The following is an 18,711-nucleotide window of genomic DNA, read 5'->3' on the forward strand; positions in this document are numbered from 1 at the left end:
CACTATTCTTAGAGGCAGATATTCACTTTTTCCAAGGAGTTACTATGGCCGGTGGTTTAGCCGCTTTACTTGATGATGTTGCCGCTCTGGCTAAGCTGGCGGCAGCTAGCACCGATGATATTGTGGCAGCTACCGGTCGAGCCAGCATTAAGGCCGCTGGCGTGGTGGTTGATGATGCGGCAGTAACACCTCAGTATGTGCAGGGTGTTGAGCCTAAACGTGAGCTACCGATTATTCGGAAGATCGCGGTGGGTTCACTGCGGAATAAGCTGATTTTTATTCTGCCAGCGGCTCTTGTACTCAGCCAGTACCTGCCCTGGGCCCTCACTCCCTTACTCATGATCGGCGGTACCTACCTGTGCTTTGAGGGCGCTGAGAAGGTTATTGAGTTACTTTCCCCGAAGGAAGACATAGAGGCTGAGGCTCCAGTCCTCCTTGCAGGCCCGGAGGCCGAGAAGAAGGTTGTTTCCGGCGCGGTACGCACCGACTTTATTTTGAGCGCGGAAATCATGGTGATTGCGCTCAATGAGGTTGCTAGTGAGGGTTTCTGGTCGCGGGCTATTATTCTGGCGATCGTTGGTGTCGCTATCACCGTAGCGGTTTATGGTGCGGTGGGCCTGCTGGTCAAGATGGACGATATCGGCCTGCATATGGCTCAGAGCAAGTCTGCTGGTGCCCAGAAGTTTGGCCTGGGCCTGGTCAAGGCCATGCCGGTCCTGATGAACATCATTTCTATTGTTGGTACTTTCGCCATGCTGTGGGTGGGTGGCCACATTATTCTGGTTGGCCTGGATGAGCTGGGCTGGCATGCTCCTTACAGCTTTGTTCACCACTTGGAGCACTATGGCACCCTGGTTCCTGCTTTGAGCGGTGCGCTGACCTGGTGCATTAATACTTTCTGCTCCATGGTTTTGGGTACGATTTGGGGCGGTTTCATTGCCCTGGTTATGCACTTCCTGCCGATAGGTAAGAAGCACCACTAGCCTGCTGAGGCATACCGAGGGTAGGTTACTCCCTTTCCGAGGCCTTGCGGCCCCGCACACTTCACACAGAAGGTGCGGGGCGGCGGTGTATCTAAAAGCTAGGTCAGGTAGCACAGCGGTGGTTCAGGCTGGTAGAAGGCCGGGCCCAAGAAAAAACTCTCTAACCGGGTTTACAGCCTTTAAATAAAGACTCTTGGTGCGCAAGGGGGACTTGAACCCCTATAGACCCCCTAATGAAAGCCTGAAAAGTGCTTTTGACAGAGAGCGAGAGAAACAGAAAAAGGCAGAGCAAGACCAAGCAGAGAACTTCCTACCATCAGAGGCCACAAACCCCACAACCGGGATAGGAGATTACCCGCCAGGGTATAACCCACACTCTCAATGGGCCACAGCCACACCGGGTAGCGGGGGAACCTGGCAATAACCAAGAGGGCAGACCTAAACCGTCTGCTCTCTCTTTTTATGCCACCCCATAGATAACGTCACGCCGTATAGATAAAGACATAGACATAGGGATAACTGCCCACCCCAGAGAAAAACTCACCGGGCACCAAGACACCCCAAGCTCATTATTAGGTGCAACCTCAGCATCACTGCAAGCGCTCGCAGATACCGACAACACACCACCAACCCCTAGCCACATCGCCACCCTTAACGCTAGGCTTAAGCACATCTCACAAGGAGACCACCAACCCCTAGCCTGCTAGAAGGCACACCAACATGACTACCATCGCACCAGAAACCCCCACCAGCCAGGACTTCCAAGAAGCCTTAGAGACAGTTCTCGACAGGCTGGAAGGAGTAAACGCTATCCTGGCTACCCAGTAGCCCAGCCGCCCCTCTCATGCGGTACATAGCCCTATCTGAGGCCCTAGCGGTCCACGCCCGTCTAGCACCCGGCAAGCATCTAAAACCTGGTGGGGAACATCTTCTAGAAAGCGCTCTCGCCCGACCAGCTACGCAGGGCATGAACTCTACCCTGGTATCTTCGATAAGGCCGCAGCTCTCCTAGAAGCACTGGTCCAGAATCACCCTTTTACGGACGGCAATAAGCGCACTGCCTACACCTGCACCGTCCTTTTCATGTACCTGAACGGCTGGGATATGCTTTCCCCGCAGGAGCTAGAAGACAGCCAGCAGGCCCAGTTCGTTATTCAGGTAGCAGAGCACGCCCTGACCTTTGAGCAGATAGCCCAGCAACTAGAAAGCTGGTCAGTGCCTCGTAGCAGGTAAAGCAAGAACTGACCCATCGTGTTGTTGGTCTCTGTTAATCTGGGAGCCATGAGCACCAGCCCACAGTTCCCAGCGCTCGCACCCGAAGCTCTAGCCCACCTCTCACAGTCCCTAGACGGCTACACAGCCAGCTCCCACCCTGCTCACCGTGGTTTGGCCGCCCGCCACGCTATCCGCACCCTCACAGCTCTCCAGGCCCATGCGTGGGAACAGGCCGCCGAAACCCTGGGCACCCAGCCACCCACAAGCCGTTGCTACCCTCAAAGCCTCTAACCCTTACCAGCAACCCACAGGTGACACCCTGGCTTCTTTGGCTCGGGAGGTTCTATCCCAGGTTCCTGTACCTCTGACCATCGACAACCAGCACGACACAGACAAGCCCACCACTGCCCAGGGGTGCCCTACCTGTGGCGACCCGGTAGACGAGAGCACAACCGGTTCTTACTGTTCCCTGTTCTGCCAGCACCAAGCCCTCTAGACCCTGCCCCGACCAGTCCAGTCACCAACAAACAGCCAGGCACTCAACCTATACCAGCACACCCAAGGGGTTTAGAACCCAACACGACAAGAAGCACAAGCTCCACAAGGACACAGCACAAGGCATCTACCGGCGTAAGGCACCAGCCGGCACAACAAAGGGTCTGCCCATTCAACAGCCCCCGCGACCCCATGTGAAACCCCAAGAACAACCCACACCCCAAGGAGAGCCTAAGAGCCAGGCACCTAGTCCCTCAACGGGGTCTTTTCCCCTGACCTGGTCCGTCTGTCGCTCGGGCTGTGTACGGTGCCAGGGCCTTTGAAAGTTTTAATTGTTCCCTGAGTCTGAGCGGAAACTTGCCTGATTACCGGGCGCTCGCAGGCTTCTAAGATAGGCCCCTTGTTGGCATCGGGCAGGGTTCTTTAGCCCTGGTTCTCACCTGCTTTGATACAGGGTTGCTGGGCAAACGAGTATCAAATCAGTATCACAGAGCTGTTTTAGGGCAGAGAAAAACCCGTTTTCCCTGGCTCTCACCTGGGGAAACGGGTTTATTTTCGTGGTGCGCAAGGGGGGACTTGAACCCCCACGATCTTGCGATCACTGGCACCTGAAGCCAGCGCGTCTGCCAATTCCGCCACTTGCGCATTATTCTTTTTTGAGTTGCTCAATGGGCAACGAAGATAACTATACACGCTAGAGACCGACACGTCTACTTGAGGGTCTTATGGCATCCAGCACATTAGGGGCCTTCTGGTTGTAAGGCGTGAAATGATGGAACAATGAATGACTCAGCCCAGGATATAAGACTGACTTTCGGCCGTGACGAGCTCATTATTCAAGGCCGCTACGAAACGCTCTCAATCTGTAACGATATCCTCATCGGACTTATTTTCCTCATCGGGTCCTTTCTCTTTTTCTCGCAAGAAACCGTTGAGACAGGGACCTGGTTTTTTGTTGTCGGCTCAGCTCTCATGCTCGTACGCCCCTGCATACGTATCAGCAGGAGAATCCATCTCAAAAAACTTCATGGGACACCCAGTGGGCTACAGGCGACTCAGCCCGGAGCTTTTGATAACTAATGAAATGGGGGTGACCAGCCACCCTGGCTATAACCCCATAGGGCCCTCAGATTTAAGAGGGGTAAGTAGCAGGTATTTACCAGCTTGTCTCGGGGAGTTTTTACGGTTATCCACTAGACTAGATGCTTAGGCTATACGCTAACCCTGCGTATTAACCAGTTTCAGAGCGCCCGCTATCTTCAGGGTGGTAAGCCTGATATGTGATGTTGAAGGAGGCAAGCATGGGGTTCATCGACAAACTTGAACAGGGCCTAGAAAAGGCCGTGCGCGGCACCTTCGGCAAGGGTGGCACCTTTGAGCCGGTTGATATCGCTAACCGTCTGCGTACCGAAATGGACAACAAGGCTTACGCCGTATCCAATGGCCGCACCCTGGCACCCAACGTTTTTACCGTGGAGTTCTCAGCCCCTGATTTTTCACGGGCCCAGCAGTGGGGTGTGCCCCTAGCTGAGGAGCTGTGCGATGTTGTTATCCGCCATGCCCGCGACCAGGGCTATTCCTTGCGCGGTTCTGTGCGCGTGACGTTCACCCTGGGTGAGCAGCTAGAACCCGGTGATTTTGAAGTCACGGGTTCCCAGCAGAAGGTTGCCTCCCCCCAGGAGGCCCCGGCACAGCACCTTCCGCCTGCTGTTGCCCAAGATTCCCTGCCCTCGCGTATCAGCAAGCCAGCCGCTCCACCTCCTACCGAGCCAGTCCCGGCTCACAAGCTCCCCCAGCCCAAGCGACCGGCCCCCAAGCCACAGGTTGTGCTTGAAATTAACGGCGAGCGCCTTGCTGTAAAGGATCTACCCGTCACTCTGGGGCGCGGCTCAAATGCCGATATTACTGTTGAGGACACCGGCGTTTCCCGCCGTCACCTTGAAATCGTTCAGCAGGATGACACCTACCTGGCTGTTGATTTGGGGTCAACCAACGGGTCCTACGTTAATGGGCGGCGTTTGATTGGCCGCGTTGAAATTAAAAACGGCGCGGTGATTGAAATGGGTCGTGCTCGTATCATTTTCCGTCTCATGGTCCGTAAGGGGTAGCTTGTGGCATCTGAAATAACCGTGACGGTTTTGCGTTTTGCCTTCCTTATTCTGCTGTGGCTTTTTGTCTTTATGGTGCTTGCCGCTTCTCGCCGTGATTTGGGTGTGGGGCGTAATGTTCGTACTACCCGAGCCCAGATGGACGCGCCGATGGCGGCTGTCCCGCCGACCCCGGCCCACCCAGCTCCCACAGTACCCCCGGTTCGACCTTCACTCTTGACTATTGTTGACGGCGCCCAGGCAGGTGCCAGCATGCGACTGGGTAATTCCCCGGTGACGATCGGTCGTGCCACCGACATTGAGGTTTCTTTACAGGACGACTACGCTTCGGGTCGTCACGCCCGTCTCTTTCCGCAAGGGTCCCGCTGGTTCCTTGAGGATATGGGTTCCACCAACGGCACCTTTATTGGCGATCAGCGACTCACCCGCGCCACCCCTGTTCAGGTGGGGCAGCCTTTCCGTGTGGGTCGCACAACCATGCAGTTGAAAGACTAGTTAATGAGTATCGCTTTCCGTTTTGCGGCTCGATCCGATGTGGGTCGTGTGCGCTCTAAGAACGATGACTCCGGCTACGCCGGGCACTACCTAGCGGTAGTTGCCGACGGTATGGGCGGCCATGTTGGTGGCGATGTCGCATCTGCTACTACGGTCCTCGATTTGGCTCCGCTTGACCGTGCAGGTTTTGAGGGCAATGCCGGAATCTACCTGGCCGATGAGATTGTGAACGCCAATATCATCATGAATGAGCTAGTGGGCCTCAACCCTCGGCTGGCCGGCATGGGGACCACCTGCACGGCCTTGCTGATTGACGGTGACCAGGTTGAGATGGCTCATATCGGCGACTCGCGGGCCTACCGTTTGCGTGACGGCATTTTTGAGCAGATCACGACCGACCACACTTTTGTTCAACGTCTTGTGCAGGAGGGGCGGATTAGCCCCGATGAGGCTGAGCTTCACCCGCACAAGAATGTGATTATGCGCGTCTTGGGCGATGTCGATGCCTCCCCTGAGCTGGAGCTTCGCACTTTAGATGCCCAGGTGGGCGAGAAGTGGCTCTTGAGTTCCGATGGGCTGGATGCTGTGGTCTCAGTCCAGGAGATTGAGGCTGTTATGCGGTCAACCGGTGACCTGCGCCAGATGGTTGATGTGCTGGTTGATATGACCCTAGAGCGCGGTGCCCCCGATAATGTCACCGTTGTCGCCCTGTCGGTCATTAATGAGGACTCCCTGTCGGCGGCGGTCACTGCACCGCAACCGATTATTCCGGTGCGTAAGTACGGGGCTGACGGCAAGCTTGTGGGTGTTCATCCCACCCTTGAGCAGGAATCTGGTGTTCAGCTATCTGAGCAAACCGTCGAAGAAACAAACGTAGACACCGATGACAGTATCAACGGGGGCAGTTCTCGCCATCAGGCTCCTTGGCGGCGGCGGATGCCGCAGCACGCTAAGGTACACAACGCCCTGCGTCATGGTAAGTGGCGTGGTGAGTCCTTTACAGACGGCGTGCTCAATACTATGAGCGTTAAAGCCGGCGTGGATACTTCGCACCCGGTAACTGATGGTGCCGAGGATGTGCCGACCCCCGCTTCTATTCTTCGTCAGGAACTTTCTGAGCGCCCCCACGACCTGGTGGGATCAGCTGCGAACGCTACCCAGACCGGCATGATTCCGGCTGTTACCGCGCGAACAGCGAAAACGCTGAGCACTCTGTCGCATCCGGCAGAGGACCAGTCTGTGGAGCCCGCTGAGCTACCCGAGGAGTACCGGGCTGCCCTCAGTAATCTGGTGGAACCTTCTCCCCACCGCTGGCCCATGCGCATTTTTGTGGTTGTACTAACCCTGGCTGTCGCTCTTGCTACTGTCTGGAGCTTTGTCGCCTGGACCGGTGAACAGTACTACGTGGGGGTTAAAGACAACCACGTCGCGGTCTTTAACGGTATTAACCAGACCCTTGGGCCTATCACTCTTCACTCTGTGGTTGAGGAAACTGATATTGAGGTCAGTTCGCTGCCCGAACATTCGCAGACCAGGCTCACCAGCACGATTACTGCAAGGAATCAGGCTGATGCCGAACAGATTGTAAAAAATCTTCGGGAGCAGGTTCCCTCTGAGGTGGAGCCTGGGTCGGTAACTACCGCTTCACCGAGTGCATCGGCCTCTGCGCCTATCCCGTCTGCATCGCCAACAGCTAGTCCCGGACAAGGAGGTAACCAGTGAGCGCACCCAAACCGGTCGATGTGCCCCGCTCCCGCCGTTTCACCGAGTTCGTGCTGACGGCTCTTGCAGTTTTGCTCTGCCCTGCTGCCATGTACCTGGTTGATGCAGAAGCGGTGCTGGCCAATCGTATGTGGCTTCAGGCGCTTATTATCCAGGGTATTGGTGCCCTGATACTGCACACTGTGATGTACATTCGGGCTCGCTATGCTGACCCCTTTATCCTGCCTATTGCGGTTGCTCTCAACGGCCTGGGGTTAGCCATGATTTACCGCATTGACCTCACTACCCCGGCGAATGCTGGCTCAACTCAGCTCATGTGGACCGGCCTGGCCATGGTAGTTTCTGCCATCGTCCTGTTTTTCCTACGGGACCATAGGGTACTCCGCAAGGTCACCTATATCTCTCTCACGGTATCTTTGGTCTTGCTCGTCCTTCCCTTGCTGCCACTTATTGGCACCGAGATTAACGGCGCTCGTATTTGGATCTCGGTCGGTGGGCGTACCTTCCAGCCCGGCGAAATCGCTAAAATTACGCTGGCTATATTCTTCGCCGGTTATCTCTCAGCCCACCGGGATCTCATCATGCTGGCGGGTAAGAAGATTGGGCCAGTGCGCCTACCCCGCTTCAAAGATATGGCACCCATGATGATAGCCTGGCTTGTTTCTTTGGGTGTTCTGGTCTTCCAGCGTGATTTGGGTTCCGCTATCCTCTTCTTCGGCATCTTCTTGGCTATGCTCTTCCTAGCCACCGGACGCCTAACCTGGGTTGCGCTGGGGTTGCTCTTCGTAGCGGCAGGTGGCTTCCTAGCCTATACCTACATCTCCCACGTCTACTACCGAATTAACTCCTGGGTTCATGCCTTTGACCCCGAGATTTATAACCAGCCGCTGGGCGGTTCCGGGCAGATCGTCCAGGGCCTGTTCGGGCTGGCCTCGGGCGGCCTCTTTGGGCGGGGCTGGGGCAATGGGCGCCCTGATCTGGTCTCCTATTCCAACTCAGACATGATTATCACAGCGTTGGGTGAGGAGCTGGGTCTCCTGGGTCTGGGCGCTATTCTCATGCTTTTCTTGTTGCTGGTCTCTCGCGGCTTTCGCGCAGCCTTGGGAACGCGTGATGCTTTCGGTAAGCTGCTGGCCTCTGGTTTCTCAGCACTCATCGTTATTCAGCTTTTTGTCGTCATCGGCGGTGTGACCCGCCTGATTCCGCTGACCGGCCTGACGACACCTTTCATGTCAGCCGGCGGCTCCTCCCTTCTCTCTAACTGGGTTATTGTCGCTATTTTGCTAGCTATTTCCCATACTGCTCGCGCCCCCCATGTGGTCGAGGCCTTCGACGAAGCAGATAGCATCAACTACGACGGTCGTGAAGCTGAAGGGGCTACCGCCGTCATATCTCGTATCTCTGAAAGCAACCGGGCAGGAGGTTCTCGCGGTGAATAAAGCAATCCGTAGGGCCTGGATAGCCGCCTCGTGTGTCTTTGTACTTCTCTTAGGCACTTTGACCTACATCCAGTTCTTTGACGCCAAGAGTTTGCAGGCCAACGCCTGGAACTCCCGTACCCTCTACGAAAGTTACGGCTCGCAGCGTGGTTCTATCGTGGTGAACGGTGTCGATATCGCTTCATCGGTTGAGTCGAATGATGGCTACGCTTTCCAGCGTACCTACTCTGCCCCTGAGCTTTACGCCGGAATCACTGGATACTATTCCTCGATCTATGGGGCGACCGGCCTTGAGTCAGCAATGAACGAGCAGCTCACGGGTAACTCCGATGCCCAGTTCTACGATCGTCTAGCCCAGATGTTTACCGGGGGATCTTCCCAGGGGGCAAGTGTTGAGCTTACTATCGACCCGGAACTTCAGCAGTTGGCCTATACCCTCTTGGACGGTCATAAAGGTGCAATCGTGGCTCTGAACCCCAAGACCGGTGAAATTCTGGCTATGGTGTCAACTCCCTCCTATGACCCCAATGCTCTTTCCTCCCATAATTCTGAGTCGGTGCTGGCCCAGTACGCGACCTTAAATGAGGACTCCAACCACCCGCTCTATAACCGAGCTATTGCCGGTGATACCTACGCACCCGGTTCTACCTTCAAAATTATTGATGCTGTAGCCGCCCTGGAGTCGGGTAAATACGATGCAAATTCTGTGATTGATAACCCCCAGAACCTCACCCTGCCCAATACCAACGTCACTCTGCCTAACTATGTAGGTGGTCAGTGCTCAACCCAAACCACTGCCACTATAGAGTGGGCGTTAGCACAGTCCTGCAACACTCCTTTTGCGCAGATTGCTATGGACCTGGGTGAGGATACAATCGCGCAGACAGCTAAGAACTTTGGGTACGGCCAAGACCTACGGATTCCCTTGCCTGTTTCCCAGTCTGTCTTCCCCACCAACATGGAGAAAAGCCAGCTAGCACAGGCGGCAATTGGACAGTACGATGTGAAGACCACCCCTTTGCAGGTTGCCATGATGAGTGCCGCGATTGCTAATGACGGTGTGCAAATGAAACCTAACCTGATTCGGTCGGTTAAATCCCACAACCTGAGTTCGCTCTACGAGTTCTCCGCTGAGGAGCTAAAAAGATCGACTTCAGCGGATGTCGCCAACCAGGTTACCGATTGGATGGTTAACGATGTTGATAACGGTATCGCCTCGGCGGCTTCCGTGAACGGTGTCAAGGTTGCGGGTAAAACGGGAACTGCTGAGATCGGTGATAGCGGCTTAAATAATTCCTGGTTCACGGGTTTCGCGCCGGCGGACGACCCGCAGGTCGCTATCGCGGTAGTCTATGAAGGTGTAGACGTCACAATAGGGGCGCAGCTTGCTGCTCCCGCAGGTAAACAACTTTTTGAGGCGGTGTTAAAGAAGTGAGGCCTTCGGTAGATGTGACTCTCGGTGGTCGCTACACCCTGACTGAGCGTATCGCTATTGGCGGTATGGGCGAGGTCTGGAAGGCGCGCGATAAGGTTCTAGGCCGCACCGTCGCCGTTAAAATTCTGAAAGAGGAATATACTGGCGATCCCGGTTTCCTAGAGCGTTTCCGTGCCGAGGCGCGCCACACCGCCCTGCTCAATCACCCCGGTGTCGCTAACGTCTTTGACTACGGCGAAGAAGACGGCTCTGCCTACCTGGTCATGGAACTGGTGCCGGGCGAACCGCTTTCTAACATTATTGAGCGCGATAAGCAGCTCCCGGCTGACCGTATCCTCAACATCATGGCGCAGACTGCCCGCGCTCTGGCCGCAGCCCACGCGCAGGGCTTGGTTCACCGTGACGTCAAACCGGGCAACCTGATTATCACCCCCGATGAGCGTGTTAAGGTTACCGACTTCGGTATTGCCCGACTGGCTGATCAGGTACCTCTGACCGCAACCGGCCAGGTTATGGGCACCGCCCAGTACCTGGCTCCTGAGCAGGCTACCGGCCAGCAGGCTACGCAGTCTTCCGATATGTACTCCCTGGGTATTATCGGCTACGAGTGCTTGGCGGGCCGTCGCCCCTTTACTGGCGAGTCACAGATTGCTATTGCTCTTGCCCAGGTAAACGATCCTCCGCCACCGCTACCGCAGGACGTACCTGCACCAGCGGCAGCACTGATTATGTGCCTGCTCTCTAAGGACCCTGCCGACCGCCCTGAAACCGCCACCGCTCTGGCCTCAGCCATTGATGCGATTAGACGGCGGGATATTCCTGCGGCTGTTAAGGCTGTACCGCCCCTAGGGCATTTCCTCCCTCAGGGTGCTGATACTCAAGCAACACAGGTGATGACTGCACCCACGAGTGTCACCTCCGCGGCGGCACGGTTTGGTTCTGGTGTCCGCTATGAGCCTGAGCCCACAACGGCCCGTGTTCCCAGTGCCGCCCCCCTGCCACCCGGTGGCTACCCGCCGCGGGCTGTGGAGCAGAAGAAAAAGAACCCCTGGGGTTGGGTCTCCTTGGTTTTGGCCTTACTGCTCATTGCGGGCGTTGTCTGGTTTGTGGTCTTTAACAACAGCCAGCCTCAGGTGACCGATACCCCCAAGCCAACGGCGTCGGGAACGGTGTCTACGGTAAGCGCTTCGCCTACCCCCGGTACCGAAACAACGACTCAGCAAGACACCCGCGTTGAAATCACTTCTGCTGACTTTGAAGGCCGTGCCCTCGATGAGGTAGTCAACCAGCTGGCAGGAATGGGGTTCTCCACACGGACCACAGGTGTTACCTCCGACGCTGCGGTTGATACTGTACTCTCGGTATCACCAACCGGTAGTGTGAAAGTGGGCGAAACCATCACCGTTCAGTACTCTACAGGGCCCAAATCTGTGACCCTACCCAGTAATCTGGAGGGTACAAACTCGGAAGATGCAATCGCGGCGATTACCACCCTGGGTGTCAATGTTCAGATTCACTTTGAAGAGAGCAGTAGCGCCCAGGAAGGTACCGTGCTGCGCACTTCCCCCACCTCAAGCTCACGCGTTGAGGTCGGCAGCAGTGTTGATGTCTATGTGGCTAAGGCCCCGGCCAGCACCACAGCTTCCCCGAGCGCTTCAACCAGCGCCCCGTCAGATAATAACGATTCCGGGTCAGACTCATCGAGTGACACCGGAACCGGCAACTAGATTCCACCGGAAATGATAGGTGACTACATGGACCAGCAGGTTCCTGAAACTATCGATCAGCGTTACGAGGTTGGGGCCGTTATCGGCTCCGGCGCAATGGCAACTGTCTACGAAGCGGTTGATACTCGTCTGGGTCGAAAGGTTGCGCTGAAGGTTCTGCGGACTGAGCACGCTCAGGACGCTATTTTCCGTGCTCGCTTCCAGCGTGAAGCGGAGGCTGTTGCAGCTCTCAACCATCGCTCCATTGTGGCCGTGTACGATACCGGGGCTTTTGATATCCAGTCAGGAAGTAGCCAAGTATCAGTTCCTTTTATGGTGATGGAGCTTGTTCAGGGTACAACCCTGCATGAGGCAATCTCAAACGGTGACGTTGATCAGGCCCTGGCTCTTGCTTACGGTGTGCAGATTCTGGAGGCTTTGGAGTACAGCCACAGCGCCGGAATTATCCACCGCGATATCAAGCCAGCTAATGTGATGATTCTTCCGCAGACCGATGAGGATAAGCAGCTTGGGGAGCCCTCCCAGATCAAGGTGATGGACTTCGGTATCGCTCGCGCGGCTGAAGAGGCCAGTGACGCGATTACTAAGGCTAACACCGTCATGGGTACAGCACGTTATATCTCTCCTGAGCAGGCTCGCGGCCAGACAGCTGACGCCCGTAGCGATGTCTATTCTGCCGCCTGTGTGGTCTATGAGATGCTTGCAGGCTGCTCACCCTTTGATGCTCCCACGAATGTCGAGCTGGCGGGTAAGCACCTGAGTGAAGCCCCTCAGCCTCCCAGTACCTATGCTGCGGAAATTTCGCCAGCTTTGGATCAGGTTGTTCTCAAGGGCCTGAGCAAGAATCCAGCGGACCGCTACCAGAGCGCCGCAGAATTTGCTGAAGCTCTCAAGTCAACCGATGGGGCAACCGTTCCGTTTGATGTCCAGGACCCCACCGAGGCTACCGCCGCTTTTAGTGCCGCTGGCCTGGGCACTACCCTTGCGAGCGCGGCTGCTCTGCCTGATCATAAGCGTGAGACGGAGGAAGCCGGTCTTGGCAGCTTCTTTGACTCAGCGCAAGAAGAGTTCACCGATGAGGAGCTGTACGGGTACGGCTACGGCGAGGATGCCCTTAAGGCGCGTAAGAAGCGTCGTAGGAGTGCGTGGGGTAAGGCTCTTACCACTCTGCTAATTATCTTCCTTGCGGCCTTTGGTGTGGGCTCTGTGCTCTACTACCAGGCTGAGCTCAATAAGGTTCCTACGCATGTGATCCCGGCTGTTCAGGGCCAGACCAAGGAGGAAGCTGAGACTCAGCTTCGCAACCTCAACTATGTTCTTAAGTTTGAGGAGGAGCATTCTGACAGTATCCCGAAGGGTTCTGTTATTAAGACTTCTCCTGTGACCGGGCTTGAGGCTGAGGAAGGTACCGAGATTGTGGTTACGGTGTCTTCTGGTCCTTCGGTTCTGATGATTCCCGGTAATTTGGAGGGCCAGAGTGAGCAGTATGTCCGTGAGACTCTGACGGCCGCTGGCTTTGTTCCTGGCCGTACAACTACAGTCAATAGCCCGACTATTCCTGCTGGCATGGTTATTGGGGTTACTCCTGAGTCTGGTGCGCAGGCCGATGCTGGGTCAACCGTTGATATTATTCTGTCGAATGGCAAGGTAGAGGTTCCTAGCCTGGTTGGTTTGAGCAGGGATGCGGCTATTGCGGCTCTTACTTCTGCCGATACGCTTCTGAGCACCAACATTGAAACCGTCACGACGTCTGCTCAGCCTGCGGGTACCGTTGTGTCGCAGAGTGCGGCGCCTGGCACGCTGGTGGAGCAGGGCTCAACGATTACTATCCGTGTTGCAGTTGCTCCGGCACCTACGGTTGCGCCTGCGCCTACGGCTGCTGCAACTAGCCAGCCTGCTGCAACTACTCAGCCTGCTGCGTCACCGTCGCCTAGCTCTTCGAGTGCAGCTCCAAGGCCTGCGCCTAGCACTAGTAGTAGCAATAAGGACAAAGAGTAAGCCAGAGGGTCTATATCAGTAAGAAGCCTCCCTCCCCAGTTGCGGGGAGGGAGGCTTACTGATATGAGCTGGGTGTATTAGGCGTTGCCTTCGATAAGGGGTGAGAGGGCTGCTCCCTTGGCGGCGGCGCCTTCTAGTCCTACTTCTTCGAGCCAGTTACCCAGCATGAGGTAGCCGCCTTCAGTGAGCACGGATTCGGGGTGGAACTGGACACCGTGCATGGGTGATTGCTTGTGGCGTAGGCCCATGATGATTCCCTTATCGGTACTGGAGGTAACCTCGAGTTCCTGCGGCAGGGTATCGGGTTCTACAGCCAGGGAGTGGTAGCGGGTAGCGGTAAAGGAGCTGGGTAGGCCTTTGAAGACAGACTGGCCGGTGTGGACGAGTTGGGAGGTCTTGCCGTGCATTAGTTCGGGGGCGTGGCTGACAACTCCGCCGAAGGCTTCTGCGATCGCTTGATGCCCCAGACAGACCCCAAGGAGGGGTTTGTGTTCTTGGGCGGCCCAGGTGATGGTGTCGATGATGACTCCGGCATCTGCGGGGGCACCGGGCCCGGGCGAGATAAGTAGACCGTCGTGCTCTTGGGCGAGGGTGATGGTTTGTTCGAGGGTGAGCTCGTCGTTGCGGATGACGGTGGTTTCGGCACCGAGTTGCTGGATATAGCCGACCAGGGTGAAGACAAAACTGTCGTAGTTATCGATAACGAGGATTTTGGTCATGGTGCGCCCTTTCGTGATGCTGCCTTGATTCTATCGCAGGCAGGTTTTGGCCTGCCGGGGTGGGGGGGGTTAGTTCCCTATGGTCACCTCGGTGCCGAAGGGGCTGTAATGAGCAAGGTAGGGGAAGACGTATTCCATGAGCCCGTAAACGGCCAAGCAGATGAGCGCGATGGCAGTGATGATACGGACCCAGAGGGGGCCGGGCAGGTGGCGGAAAATCCAGGCGTACATGGTGGTGTGTCTTTCGGGTCAGTTTTAGGAGCCGGCAACAGAGGCGATTTCGGCGGGGGGTCCGGCCTGGTTGGGTTGCCAGCTGACGAATTCTGCGTGGACGATGTAGCGTTCGGTGCTGCCGTAGCGCGGGTGGCAGCTGGTGAGGGTGAGGAGGCGGCGGGTGGCTTCTTCGACGGGGGCTTCTAGCTGGTCTGGGTTGGGGGCTATAACCTCTACCTGGCTGGGGAGGACGATCTGTGACTGGTAGACCCGGTAGGTGTAGTAGCCTTCGGCGGTACGGATATAGATGTTGTCTCCGGTTTGGAGTTGGTCGATGTGGTCAAGAACAGCACCGTTGGTTTGCCGGTGCCCTGCGAGGGCGAAGTTTCCGTAGGCCCCGAGCGCCTGGCTTTCGGGGTAGTGCCCTAGTCCGAGAGTGTCGAGCACGTCGCTGCCTACTCCCTCTGCCAGGGGGCGGGTATAGTCGGCACCCAGCCTAGGGATATAGACCACTCCGTAAGCTTGTCCATAGCTGGGAGATAGGGTGAGCGTCGGGTTGGCTGGGTCGTAGGCGGGTATTTCTGCTGTTTTGGCGGAGTCTGGTGTAGTGGTCGGGTTGAATTCTTGAATTAGCCCTTGGACGGTATCGCCCTGGATCCGGTTGGCGGCCAGGTTGGTCCACCAGAGTTGCCAGGCCACGAAGAGAAGCAAGATGAGTCCGAGGGTAATAAGGAGCTCACCCACGACCGAGAGTGTCAGTTGCAGCGGGGTACCTTGAGCTGCCGCTTGGGGGCGGGGTGACGTTTGGGGTGCTGACTTTGAAGTCAAGGTTGTACCTCGGCAGGTCGAAAGGGGTGTACCGTTACAATGTTAGAACTTTTTATGGTGCTAGAGCTAAAATCGTTGTGACCGTACTTTATTGTCAACTGCTGGGGCACCCCCTACTGGAGGAAATGTGGCTGAGTCTAAGTCAATCCGCGATGAGGATCTTGAAGAGGCGGAGCTTCGCCGCATCGCTGAGTCTATGTATAGCGATGAGGAGTTTCCCTCACCTACGCCGCTCTGGTACCGGGTGATTATGTTCTCCCTGATTATTCTGGGTGTGCTGTGGATTATCGTTTTCTATATCACCCAGTCTCTGTACCCTGTTCCGGGTATCGGCAACTGGAATATTGGTATCGGTATCGGGCTGATGATGATTGGCCTAATGATGACGACTCGCTGGCGTTAGGTTGAGCGTGGCTGATAAGAAACCTGAGGTCACGAATCCCGCTAATCTTGCCCCTGTTGACCCGAACGAGCCCTTAGATGAGCGCCCCGATATAAGGGCTGCTCGGTTTGAGACTAAGTTGCGGCGTTGGGCGCTCTTTGGCGTGGTAGCCGCTATCGCTCTTTATTTTGCCTGGCAGGCTGTAACCGGCTCTTAGCGCCTGGCTTAGAAAACAGGTTTAGAAGAACTCCGTTTCTGCCCTGAGAGGGCGGGGCGGAGTTTTTCTGTGCATACTAAAAAGGCCTGCTCTCCGCTACCTTACGGTAGCAGAGGGCAGGACCACATGACACACAGTGTTCTCGTCGACGCTCTTGCGCCGGGAGTCTTTAGGACTCGGGGGCGATGAAGGCGACATCCAGGTTGATGACCACCTTATCGGAAACAAGCACTCCGCCAGCTTCTACAGCGGCGTTCCAGGTAATACCGAAGTCCTTGCGGGAGATGGTGGTGGTTACCGAAGCACCAGCGCGGGTGGCACCGAAGGCGTCAACAATGGCACCGGTGAATTCGCCGGTGAAGGTGACAGGGCGGGTCTCACCCTTGATGGTGAGATTGCCAGCGATGGTGAGGTCTTGACCGTCAAGCTCAAAGGAAGTGGAGGTGAAGATCATCTCGGGGTGGTTTTCTGCGTCGAAGAAGTCAGCGCCGCGCAGGTGGCCGTCGCGGTCTGCGTTACCGATGCTAACGGAGTCCATGCCTACGGTAGCTTCTACGGTTGATTCTGCAATGTTTTCAGCGATGGTGAGCTCTGCTTCAACCTGGCTAAAGCTGCCGCGCACCTTGGTGATACCTGCGTGGCGGACGGTGAAACCGACTTCTGAATGGGTTGCATCGTAGTTCCATGTGCCGGTGGTCAGTTCTGCCATGATTTTCTCCTTGTCTAGGTGTTTTCTTTCAACACCATTTACTTTACATGTAAAGTTTTAGGAATACAAAGCCACCGACTGCTTTAGACAGAAAATTTTTTACAGCAGCACTTCTACCTCAGAACACCCTCCCGAGAAGCCGCAGAATACACGCGCTCACCTAATCTCTCCAAGACAGGTGAACTAATCTTCCAGTGCTGCCAATAGAGGGGCACATCAACCGGCTCTGCAGCCAGCTCCACCAGCTCACCATTCTCCAGCTCACGAACACACTGGACCTCCGGAATGATCCCCCAGGCGATACCCGAAAGCACAGCTCTAACATAGTCCGGGGAGCTGGGCAGGTAGATAACAGGAGGGGTGAGTAATTCCTGCCGCCCCAATCCAAACCGGTCAAGGAGCAGTTCTTGCGCCGAAGCAAGGCCAAAATCCTTACGATCAAATTCCACAAGAGGGGAAAGGCCCAACTGTTCTACAGTAACTGCCGGGTAATCCGGGAAATGACGGTCAATATAGGCGCGCGAAGCCACTACCCGGTAGCGCAGCACCCCGAGCCGCTCGACGGCACACCCTGGGATGGGTTCCGGGTTGGAGGTAAGCGCTGCCATTACCTCACCAGAACGCAAGAGGGCAGATGAGTGATATTCAGCTTCCCGGCGAACGTCGCAAAAGATCCGATCCTCGGTAGCCAGCTCCCCCACCGCACTGAGAAACCAGGTAGCTAAAGAGTCTGCATTGACAGCCACAGCTACGCTCTGGGAACCTTCAGCGCCACCGAGTTCACGCATCATTTCGGTATGCAGGAACTCGCTCTGGCGCGCCACCCGCAAAACGCTCTGGCCCGCCTCGGTAGCAACAACAGGGTTAGTTCGCTTGAGAAGGACTTTACCGGCGAGCTGTTCCATAGCTTTCACACGCTGTGAAATAGCAGAAGCACTGACCCCAAGAATGTCTGCGGCGGCCTCAAAGGTCCCATATTCAATGACGGTGACAAAGGTTTGTAGCTGGTCGGTAGTAAAACGTATCATAAGTAAATCTTATGCTATTTAATTTTCATTAGATGGCTTTATTGGTTGAGGTCACCTACGATGGGTTGCGTGGTAGCAGCAAATTTTTTAGCACCCGTGCTTATGGGGTTGGGGACGTCCCTCTCTCTCATTGTGGCTATTGGGGCGCAGAATGCCTATATCCTCAAGCAGGGTATTATTGGCCGTTTTATCTGGCCTATCGCCCTGTTCTGCATTTTCTCTGATGCCCTGCTCATTGGGCTGGGCGTTCTTGGTATGGGTGCCCTGGCTGATTCTGCCGTATGGGTTCTTGAAGTTCTACGCTGGGGCGGTGGGCTCTTCCTAGTTGTCTATGGCCTTTTCGCTGCTCGGCGGGCTCTATGCCCTTCTGTGCTGACAGTCACGAGCAAGGAATCAGGCCCGCAGACCCTGGCCAAGGCTCTGCTACTTGCTGCTGCCATGACCTACCTTAACCCTCACACCTACCTCGACACCATTGTATTTATCGGTGGTCTTGCGGCCCAGCAGGGAGATAGCCGCTGGTTCTTCTATGCCGGAGCTGTCGCGGGGAGCGTCCTTTGGTTCACCTTTTTAGCCTCCTGTAGCCGCTTTCTTCGCTCCGTCTTTGCTAACCCTAAGGCCTGGCGTGTACTCGATGCCGGTATTGCGGCACTCATGTTCTTCCTGGCCTACCAGATTATCTTTAGTGCGTAAAAATAGACATTCATGCTTGCCCTTTATGGGGGGAACCAGAGGTTTCTAGCCTGGACCCTTGGTTACCGACTTTTCTACATTATGTGGCTCTTCTTCTGTTTCTAGGGGCACAGAGAACCAGCAGTAGCCTTCAGAAGAAGTAACCCTTTGGGCGCAGAGTAGGCGGTGGAGGGAACTTTATCATCGGCCAGATGTGCGGTGTTTTACCTTATTTTTTGAGCAGGCAGGAATTTGGGGCATGAAAAAGCGAGGGAGTCTAGAGCGTTAGCTCTAGACTCCCTCGCTGAATAACCAGGGTTATTATT

18 protein-coding genes, 1 tRNA gene and 1 pseudogene are annotated in these 18,711 nt (G+C 55.8%); 14 read left to right on the top strand and 6 right to left on the bottom strand.

Going from position 1 to position 18,711, the window contains the following annotated elements:
* Nucleotides 1-44: 44 nt before the first annotated feature.
* The 3 genes and pseudogenes from ACN085_RS08050 to ACN085_RS08060 all read left to right on the top strand — a co-directional run bounded on the left by ACN085_RS08050 (nucleotide 45) and on the right by ACN085_RS08060 (nucleotide 2,489).
* Complete coding sequence (locus ACN085_RS08050; protein WP_419111187.1) at nucleotides 45-983, top strand: DUF808 domain-containing protein; 939 nt, start codon at nucleotides 45-47, stop codon at nucleotides 981-983.
* A 981-nt stretch (nucleotides 984-1,964) separates the two neighbouring features.
* Nucleotides 1,965-2,216: pseudogene (locus ACN085_RS08055) on the top strand (type II toxin-antitoxin system death-on-curing family toxin); the annotation flags it as partial.
* A 48-nt stretch (nucleotides 2,217-2,264) separates the two neighbouring features.
* Entirely contained in the window at nucleotides 2,265-2,489 is a 225-nt protein-coding gene (locus ACN085_RS08060; protein WP_419111188.1) for a hypothetical protein, read from the top strand.
* A gap of 762 nt (nucleotides 2,490-3,251) precedes the next feature.
* Here the strand turns inward: ACN085_RS08060 and ACN085_RS08065 are convergent.
* A tRNA-Leu gene (locus ACN085_RS08065) sits at nucleotides 3,252-3,338 on the bottom strand.
* Between the two features lie 135 nt (nucleotides 3,339-3,473).
* Here ACN085_RS08065 and ACN085_RS08070 point away from each other — a divergent pair.
* The 8 genes from ACN085_RS08070 (at nucleotide 3,474) to pknB (ending at nucleotide 13,617) form a co-directional block, all read left to right on the top strand.
* Nucleotides 3,474-3,773: a YrhK family protein gene (locus tag ACN085_RS08070; protein ID WP_419100772.1), complete on the top strand. Its 300-nt coding sequence runs from the start codon at nucleotides 3,474-3,476 to the stop codon at nucleotides 3,771-3,773.
* A gap of 221 nt (nucleotides 3,774-3,994) precedes the next feature.
* Entirely contained in the window at nucleotides 3,995-4,801 is an 807-nt protein-coding gene (locus tag ACN085_RS08075; RefSeq protein ID WP_419104995.1) for an FhaA domain-containing protein, read from the top strand.
* A 3-nt stretch (nucleotides 4,802-4,804) separates the two neighbouring features.
* The gene (locus tag ACN085_RS08080; protein ID WP_419111189.1) at nucleotides 4,805-5,296 is read left to right on the top strand and encodes an FHA domain-containing protein FhaB/FipA; all 492 of its coding nucleotides are present in this window, start codon (nucleotides 4,805-4,807) and stop codon (nucleotides 5,294-5,296) included.
* A gap of 3 nt (nucleotides 5,297-5,299) precedes the next feature.
* Nucleotides 5,300-7,018 carry a PP2C family protein-serine/threonine phosphatase gene (locus tag ACN085_RS08085; RefSeq protein WP_419111190.1) on the top strand — a complete coding sequence of 573 codons (1,719 nt, stop codon included), beginning with the start codon at nucleotides 5,300-5,302 and terminating at the stop codon, nucleotides 7,016-7,018.
* Complete coding sequence (locus ACN085_RS08090; protein ID WP_419111191.1) at nucleotides 7,015-8,457, top strand: FtsW/RodA/SpoVE family cell cycle protein; 1,443 nt, start codon at nucleotides 7,015-7,017, stop codon at nucleotides 8,455-8,457. Before ACN085_RS08085 ends, ACN085_RS08090 begins: the two co-directional genes overlap by 4 nt.
* Nucleotides 8,450-9,892 (top strand): peptidoglycan D,D-transpeptidase FtsI family protein, encoded by a 1,443-nt coding sequence (locus ACN085_RS08095; RefSeq protein ID WP_419104999.1) that lies wholly within the window; start codon nucleotides 8,450-8,452, stop codon nucleotides 9,890-9,892. The genes ACN085_RS08090 and ACN085_RS08095 overlap by 8 nt, the downstream gene beginning before the upstream one ends.
* Nucleotides 9,889-11,619 (top strand): protein kinase domain-containing protein, encoded by a 1,731-nt coding sequence (locus ACN085_RS08100; RefSeq protein WP_419100766.1) that lies wholly within the window; start codon nucleotides 9,889-9,891, stop codon nucleotides 11,617-11,619. The genes ACN085_RS08095 and ACN085_RS08100 overlap by 4 nt, the downstream gene beginning before the upstream one ends.
* A gap of 27 nt (nucleotides 11,620-11,646) precedes the next feature.
* Nucleotides 11,647-13,617 (top strand): Stk1 family PASTA domain-containing Ser/Thr kinase, encoded by a 1,971-nt coding sequence (pknB, locus tag ACN085_RS08105; RefSeq protein ID WP_419111193.1) that lies wholly within the window; start codon nucleotides 11,647-11,649, stop codon nucleotides 13,615-13,617.
* A 77-nt stretch (nucleotides 13,618-13,694) separates the two neighbouring features.
* Here pknB and ACN085_RS08110 read toward each other — a convergent pair whose 3' ends face one another.
* From ACN085_RS08110 to ACN085_RS08120, 3 genes are all read right to left on the bottom strand, one after another.
* Nucleotides 13,695-14,336, bottom strand: a complete 642-nt coding sequence (locus ACN085_RS08110; RefSeq protein ID WP_419111194.1) for an aminodeoxychorismate/anthranilate synthase component II — start codon at nucleotides 14,334-14,336, stop codon at nucleotides 13,695-13,697.
* 69 nt (nucleotides 14,337-14,405) lie between these two features.
* Nucleotides 14,406-14,567: a hypothetical protein gene (locus ACN085_RS08115; RefSeq protein WP_419100763.1), complete on the bottom strand. Its 162-nt coding sequence runs from the start codon at nucleotides 14,565-14,567 to the stop codon at nucleotides 14,406-14,408.
* Between the two features lie 24 nt (nucleotides 14,568-14,591).
* Nucleotides 14,592-15,377, bottom strand: coding sequence for a class E sortase (locus ACN085_RS08120; RefSeq protein ID WP_419105003.1), 786 nt, complete (start codon nucleotides 15,375-15,377; stop codon nucleotides 14,592-14,594).
* 127 nt (nucleotides 15,378-15,504) lie between these two features.
* Here ACN085_RS08120 and ACN085_RS08125 point away from each other — a divergent pair, with 127 nt between their 5' ends.
* Both ACN085_RS08125 and ACN085_RS08130 read left to right on the top strand, forming a co-directional pair.
* On the top strand, nucleotides 15,505-15,780 hold the full coding sequence (locus ACN085_RS08125; RefSeq protein WP_419100761.1) for a cell division protein CrgA: 276 nt from the start codon (nucleotides 15,505-15,507) through the stop codon (nucleotides 15,778-15,780).
* A 7-nt stretch (nucleotides 15,781-15,787) separates the two neighbouring features.
* On the top strand, nucleotides 15,788-15,976 hold the full coding sequence (locus ACN085_RS08130; RefSeq protein WP_419100760.1) for a hypothetical protein: 189 nt from the start codon (nucleotides 15,788-15,790) through the stop codon (nucleotides 15,974-15,976).
* A 169-nt stretch (nucleotides 15,977-16,145) separates the two neighbouring features.
* On the opposite strand, the gene ACN085_RS08135 is transcribed toward ACN085_RS08130, so the two are convergent.
* Both ACN085_RS08135 and ACN085_RS08140 read right to left on the bottom strand, forming a co-directional pair.
* Complete coding sequence (locus ACN085_RS08135) at nucleotides 16,146-16,685, bottom strand: YceI family protein (protein ID WP_419111195.1); 540 nt, start codon at nucleotides 16,683-16,685, stop codon at nucleotides 16,146-16,148.
* A 113-nt stretch (nucleotides 16,686-16,798) separates the two neighbouring features.
* Nucleotides 16,799-17,713, bottom strand: coding sequence for a LysR family transcriptional regulator ArgP (locus tag ACN085_RS08140; protein ID WP_419111196.1), 915 nt, complete (start codon nucleotides 17,711-17,713; stop codon nucleotides 16,799-16,801).
* 60 nt (nucleotides 17,714-17,773) lie between these two features.
* Here ACN085_RS08140 and ACN085_RS08145 point away from each other — a divergent pair, with 60 nt between their 5' ends.
* Complete coding sequence (locus ACN085_RS08145) at nucleotides 17,774-18,406, top strand: LysE/ArgO family amino acid transporter (RefSeq protein ID WP_419111197.1); 633 nt, start codon at nucleotides 17,774-17,776, stop codon at nucleotides 18,404-18,406.
* Nucleotides 18,407-18,711 lie beyond the last annotated feature (305 nt).

The sequence above is a fragment of the Rothia sp. P4278 genome, from assembly GCF_048512945.1.
Classification (GTDB): Bacteria; Actinomycetota; Actinomycetes; order Actinomycetales; family Micrococcaceae; genus Rothia.

What these genes read in the sequence shown, in the direction of transcription:
- ACN085_RS08050 (WP_419111187.1), top strand. Translation starts at nt 45, where the DNA reads ATGGCCGGTGGTTTAGCCGCTTTACTTGATGATGTTGCCGCTCTGGCT.
- ACN085_RS08060 (WP_419111188.1), top strand. Translation starts at nt 2,265, where the DNA reads ATGAGCACCAGCCCACAGTTCCCAGCGCTCGCACCCGAAGCTCTAGCC.
- ACN085_RS08070 (WP_419100772.1), top strand. Translation starts at nt 3,474, where the DNA reads ATGAATGACTCAGCCCAGGATATAAGACTGACTTTCGGCCGTGACGAG.
- ACN085_RS08075 (WP_419104995.1), top strand. Translation starts at nt 3,995, where the DNA reads ATGGGGTTCATCGACAAACTTGAACAGGGCCTAGAAAAGGCCGTGCGC.
- ACN085_RS08085 (WP_419111190.1), top strand. Translation starts at nt 5,300, where the DNA reads ATGAGTATCGCTTTCCGTTTTGCGGCTCGATCCGATGTGGGTCGTGTG.
- pknB (WP_419111193.1), top strand. Translation starts at nt 11,647, where the DNA reads ATGGACCAGCAGGTTCCTGAAACTATCGATCAGCGTTACGAGGTTGGG.
- ACN085_RS08110 (WP_419111194.1), bottom strand. Translation starts at nt 14,336, where the DNA reads ATGACCAAAATCCTCGTTATCGATAACTACGACAGTTTTGTCTTCACC.
- ACN085_RS08115 (WP_419100763.1), bottom strand. Translation starts at nt 14,567, where the DNA reads ATGTACGCCTGGATTTTCCGCCACCTGCCCGGCCCCCTCTGGGTCCGT.
- ACN085_RS08135 (WP_419111195.1), bottom strand. Translation starts at nt 16,685, where the DNA reads ATGGCAGAACTGACCACCGGCACATGGAACTACGATGCAACCCATTCA.
- ACN085_RS08140 (WP_419111196.1), bottom strand. Translation starts at nt 17,713, where the DNA reads ATGATACGTTTTACTACCGACCAGCTACAAACCTTTGTCACCGTCATT.
- ACN085_RS08145 (WP_419111197.1), top strand. Translation starts at nt 17,774, where the DNA reads ATGGGTTGCGTGGTAGCAGCAAATTTTTTAGCACCCGTGCTTATGGGG.